Genomic DNA, 4511 nt, shown 5'->3' with positions numbered 1-4511 from the left:
AGTCATCACCCTCGACCAACTGCACCAGGCCTTCGCCTTCCAGCACCCGCAAGTTGCGCCCCAAGGTACTGCGATCCAGGCCCATGGCGTCGGCTAGGCTGGAAATGCTCGGTTGGTCGAGACGCTGCAAGTTGCACAGCAAAGAATACTGGGCGACGTTGATCCCGAAGCCGTCGAGAGCGCCGTCGTAATGCCTGCTGACGCCACGGGCGGCACGTCGCAGGTTGGTGCATAAACATTGGGAGGCAAGCATGGAACGTGTATATACCCGCGATTAAGGAAATGCAAGAAAGTGTTACAGAGCCAAACCGATCAACACCGCGACTTCCAGCAACTCCAGGAGTGCGCCAGCTGTGTCGCCGGTGGTGCCACCCAGCCGGTTGACCATCAATTGGCGCAGGCCGATAAAACACAGCGCCGCCAGCAGAACAGCCATGCCGCCGCTGAAACCGCCGATCAGGATGCAGGCCAGGCCACTGAGGATCAGCACCTGTTGGCCGACAACCCGCGGTAAATGGTCCGACAGCGCCTGACCCAAACCGCCTGCACGCACATAGCGCGTGGTAAGGAACAGCGCCAGCATCGACGCCCGCCCGATCAACGGAGCCAGGATCAATGCCGCGTCATTACGTTGCTCGATCAACGCCACCAGCGCGGTGAACTTGAGCAACAGCACCAAGCCCAGGGTAACCACCGCAATCGGCCCGCTGCGCGGGTCTTTCATGATGGTCAGGGTGCGCTCGCGGTCGCCGAAGCCACCGAGCCAGGCATCGGCGCTGTCCGCCAGGCCGTCCAGGTGCAGGCCACCGCTAAGCAACACCCACGCGGTCAGCAATAAGGCGGCATGCAGCAACAACGGCGCGCCCATCAATACGCTGTTCAGCGCCCATAACAGCACGCCGAACAACAGCCCGACCACGGGATAAAACAGCAGCGAACGCCCCAACTCTTGTGGCTGCGGCATGCCCGGCAAACGAATCGGCAGGCTGCTGAGAAATTGCAGGGCGATCCAGAATGGCAGCATCGTCAGGTTCCTTCCTTCAACACACCATCGGCAGCCACATGCAGGCTGAACAGCCCACCATGGCCGACCTCGACATTCAACAACTGCTCGCGCGGCAAACCTCGCGCTCGCGCCAATAGCAGACGCATCACACCACCGTGGCTGATCAGCAACACGCGCTCACCGGCGTAAGCCTGGTGCAAGCGCGAGACGGCGCTGAGGACACGGTGTGAAAAGTCGCTGACCGGCTCGCCCTCAGGCGGTGTGAAGCTGTAGGGGTCGGCCCAGAACAGGCCGAGCCCTTCGGCGTCGGTTTCCATCAGCGCCGCTGCGCTATGCCCTTCCCAGGCGCCGAAGTGCAATTCCTGCAGGTCTTTTTCCAGGCTCACCGGCACATCGAGGCGTGCGCCCAACTCTTGGGCGAACATCGCGCAACGTTGCAGCGGCGAGCTGACCAGGCGGTCCCAAGGGCCCTGCTCTGCTACGGCGGCGCGCATCTGCGCCCAGCCCTTGTCGGTGAGCGCGTCGTCGAGGCTGCCGCGCAGGCCGCCGCCCAGCTCGGTTTCGCCGTGGCGCAACAGGTCCAGGTGCAAGGTCATGCCGGGCGGTCTGCCACGGCCGCTTCGGCGAATGTCGCCATTTGCCCGTGGAGCGCACACGCAAGGCGCAGCAACGGCACCGCCAGCGCCGCACCACTGCCCTCGCCCAGGCGCAGGCCGAGCTGCAGCAAGGGTTCGGCGTTGAGGCTTTGCAGTACGTGACGATGGCCCGGCTCGGCGCCACCATGGCCGAATACCAGCCATTCTCGACACGCCGGGTTCAGGCGCGTGGCGACCAGTGCGGCGACGGTGCAGATAAACCCGTCCACCAGCACGACGATGCCTTCTTGTGCGCAGGCCAGATAGGCACCGACCAGCGCGGCGATTTCAAACCCGCCGAGGTTGAACAGGGTGTGCAATGCGTCATCGCGCTGTCCGGCATGCAGCGCCAGTGCGCGCTCGATGACTGCTACTTTGTGGCTGACGCCCTGGGCGTTCAAACCGGTGCCCGGGCCTGTAAGGTCGCTGACCTTGCAATCGAGCAGCGCACAGGCCAAGGCGCTGGCGGCGGTGGTATTACCGATGCCCATTTCACCGCCGATAAACAGCTGGGCGCCACCGGCCAAAGCGCGCCGAGCGCTATCGCGACCGGCTTGCAGCGCCAGGCAGCCCTGAGCTTCAGTCATGGCTGGGCCGTTGACGAAATTGGCCGTGCCCGCGCCGATGTTCAGGTGACGCACTCCGGGCAGGTTCAGCGAGGGCGTCACCGTGCCGAGGTCGACCACTTCCAGCTGCGCATCCAGCTGACGTGCCAACACACTGATGGCCGCGCCGCCAGTGACGAAGTTGTGCAGCATCTGCCCGGTCACTTCCTGGGGAAACGCCGACACGCCTTCTGCGACGACGCCATGGTCACCGGCAAAAATGGCGATCCACACTTGGTCCACCAACGGTTTGACCTGGCCTTGCAGGCCGGCCAGTTGCACCGCTACAGCTTCGAGCTGGCCGAGCGAACCGGCCGGTTTGGTCAGCTGTTGCTGGCGCGCCAGCGCTTGTTCGTACGCTGAGGCGTCGACAGCCTTACAAGGGTTGAGCCACCAGGTGTCAGTCATAACGCAGTACCTTTCAAAGTCAGGGGCAGGCCGGCAACCGTCAGGACAACACGCTGACACCGCTCGGCCAAGGCTTGATGCAGCCAACCGGCTTCATCCACATAGCGGCGAGTCAATTCGCCCAGCGGCACGACACCCATTCCGGTCTCGTTGCTGACAAAAATGATTTCACCCGGCAGTGCAGCCAGGGTTTGCAGCAATTGATCGCGCTCCAGCGCCAGGCGCGCCGGGTCTTCGAGCATCAGCAGGTTGGTGAGCCACAGGGTCAGGCAGTCCACCAGCAGGCAGCGATCGGCAGCGGCGTTTTCGCGCAGTACGCGGGCCAGCTCGATGGGTTCTTCAATCAGGCCCCAATGATCGGGACGCCGCTCACGGTGATGCGCGACGCGCGCGCTCATCTCGCCATCCAGCGGCTGGCTGGTGGCGATGTAGATGACGGGCAAGGTGCTGTCGCTGGCGAGTTTTTCGGCCAGGCGGCTTTTGCCGGAGCGGGCACCGCCGAGGATTAATTGATGCATGGGGTGGCACCTTGTTCGGCGGGTGGAGAGGTTGAGGTGTGCCGCGGCAAGTGGGGTGAGTCAGGTAGGCATGCAGTGGCTGAGCCATGGCCATCGCAGGCAAGCCAGCTCCCACTGAAAGGCAGATCTGCTTTTGATCTGGCGGTTGATCTGGCTTTTGATTTTGATCTCAGTCGCCCCGTTAAACCACGCTGGCCTGCGTTCGGGTACACCGAGCCCAGGCGAGGTGCCGAGTGGTGGGGCGAAGACTTTCTGGTTACTTTTGTGTCTTTACAAAAGTGACCCGCTGTAAGAGCGGAACCATAAGTGGCCGTTACCCAGCTGACGGATATGTACACCGACAAACCGCCATCGCAGGCAAGCCAGCTCCCACATTTGGACTGGGTGTACACCGTCAGAGCCCGCATAGCTTGCGCAACAACGCGGTATCCAGGTGGTTCTCCACCAGGTCCGCCAAACGCTCGATATCGCGCTCGCGCAAGGCGTGGTAATCCACCTCCTGCACGTCCTGCAACCCAGCCCAGCGCAACAAGGCGCTGCACGCCGCGGGGCTTTCGAACAGGCCATGCAGGTAGGTGCCGAGAATCTGCCCGTCGGCACTCTGGGCGCCGTCACTGCGGCCGTCATCCAACCGCACGGCGGCGTTCGCCAGCGCTTCACCGCAAGTCACGCCGGCGTGGATCTCATAACCACTGACCTCGGCATCTTCCAGCAACAAGCGCCCACGCACATTGCGCAGCTGCTTCTCTTCCTCCAGCGTCGTACTGAACGCCAACAGCCCCAAGCCTTCACTGGAGCCAGCCGGCCCTTCCAGCCCGAGCGGGTCATGCAGCTGCTCGCCGAGCATCTGCAAGCCGCCGCAAATCCCCAGCACCTTGCCGCCATAACGCAAGTGCCGCGCCACGGCAGTGTCCCAGCCGTTGGCGCGCAAATAGGCCAAGTCACTGCGCACGCTTTTGGAGCCCGGCAGGATAATCAGGTCGGCAGGCGGAATCGGCTGGCCCGGCCCGACAAACTGCAAATCCACCTGCGGGTGCAGGCGCAGCGGGTCGAAATCGGTGTGGTTGCTGATGCGCGGCAATACCGGCACCACCACCTTGAGCACTTGGGCGGCCTTGTCGATCTGGCGCTGGTCGATGCCGTCTTCGGCTTCCAGGTGCAGGTCCATCACGTAGGGCAGTACGCCCACCACGGGCTTGCCGGTGCGCGCTTCCAACCAGTCGAGGCCAGGCTGCAGCAAGGCGATATCGCCGCGAAAACGGTTGATAATGAAGCCCTTGACCCGCGCCTGTTCGGTTGGCGAAAGCAATTCCAGAGTGCCGACCAGGTGGGCGAACAC

General features: G+C 63.3%; 6 protein-coding genes. All 6 read right to left on the bottom strand.

The window, feature by feature from the left end; all coding sequences use genetic code 11:
• The coding region (locus FEM54_RS25495; protein WP_138453544.1) for a MarR family winged helix-turn-helix transcriptional regulator at window positions 1–253 on the bottom strand (253 nt) is incomplete at its 3' end.
• A 42-nt stretch (window positions 254–295) separates the two neighbouring features.
• Window positions 296–1024 (bottom strand): adenosylcobinamide-GDP ribazoletransferase, encoded by a 729-nt coding sequence (locus tag FEM54_RS25490; protein WP_138453543.1) that lies wholly within the window; start codon window positions 1022–1024, stop codon window positions 296–298.
• A gap of 2 nt (window positions 1025–1026) precedes the next feature.
• A complete protein-coding gene (gene cobC / locus FEM54_RS25485; protein WP_138453542.1) occupies window positions 1027–1602 on the bottom strand; it encodes an alpha-ribazole phosphatase family protein in 576 nt (191 codons plus the stop codon).
• Window positions 1599–2654 (bottom strand): nicotinate-nucleotide--dimethylbenzimidazole phosphoribosyltransferase, encoded by a 1056-nt coding sequence (cobT, locus tag FEM54_RS25480; RefSeq protein ID WP_017134895.1) that lies wholly within the window; start codon window positions 2652–2654, stop codon window positions 1599–1601. Before cobT ends, cobC begins: the two co-directional genes overlap by 4 nt.
• Window positions 2651–3172 carry a bifunctional adenosylcobinamide kinase/adenosylcobinamide-phosphate guanylyltransferase gene (gene cobU, locus FEM54_RS25475; RefSeq protein WP_017134894.1) on the bottom strand — a complete coding sequence of 174 codons (522 nt, stop codon included), beginning with the start codon at window positions 3170–3172 and terminating at the stop codon, window positions 2651–2653. The genes cobT and cobU overlap by 4 nt, the downstream gene beginning before the upstream one ends.
• Before the next feature lie 394 nt (window positions 3173–3566).
• Window positions 3567–4511 (bottom strand): cobyric acid synthase (locus FEM54_RS25465; protein WP_138453540.1); only part of this gene is annotated, 945 nt, incomplete at its 5' end.

Origin of the sequence: Pseudomonas edaphica, from assembly GCF_005863185.1 — a bacterium.
GTDB lineage: Bacteria > Pseudomonadota > Gammaproteobacteria > Pseudomonadales > Pseudomonadaceae > Aquipseudomonas > Aquipseudomonas edaphica.
The sequence above is the reverse complement of the archived record's forward strand: the minus strand, read 5'-3'. Positions and strand labels throughout refer to the sequence as shown.